Annotated in this window: 1 protein-coding gene; it reads right to left on the bottom strand. The window is 59.0% G+C overall.

Going from position 1 to position 610, the window contains the following annotated elements:
* A partial coding sequence (locus A3754_RS00525) for an FAD-dependent oxidoreductase (protein ID WP_156496636.1) occupies positions 1–610 on the bottom strand: 610 nt, incomplete at both ends.

The raw sequence follows: 610 nt of genomic DNA, 5'->3' as shown, positions 1-610 counted from the left end.
CGGCACCAATGACCGCCACTTTCTCACCCACCTGGGCGTTGCCACGCAGCACGTCCACGTAAGACAACACCTTGGGATGATCCACACCGGGGATGCCCGGGGTACGCGGAACCACACCCGTAGCAATCACGATTTCGTCAAAGCCCGCCGCTTCCAGATCGGCAATTTCAACGCGCGTATTCAGCTTCATGGTAACGCCGGTGCTTTCCAGTTTTTTGCTGAAATAGCGAATGGTGTTGTGAAACTCTTCCTTGCCGGGCACTACCTTGGCCATATTAAACTGACCACCAATTTCCCCCGCCTGATCAAACAGGGTCACCGCATGGCCTCGCTCTGCCGCCACCGTGGCACAGGACAAGCCCGCCGGGCCGGCACCAACGACCGCCACTTTTTTCGGCTTGGCCGTTTTCAGGTACAACAACTCGGTCTCGTGACAAGCACGGGGATTGACCAGACAGGACGCCCGCTTGAGCTGGAAGGTATGGTCCAGGCACGCCTGGTTACAGGCGATACAGGTGTTGATCTCATCCGCCTTGCCCTGCTCGGTTTTCTTCACGAAATCCGGGTCCGCCAGCAACGGGCGCGCCATGGAGACCGCATCCGCCTGGCC

The organism is Alcanivorax sp. HI0083 (genome assembly GCF_001635175.1).
This window is presented reverse-complemented; position numbering and strand designations above follow the sequence as displayed.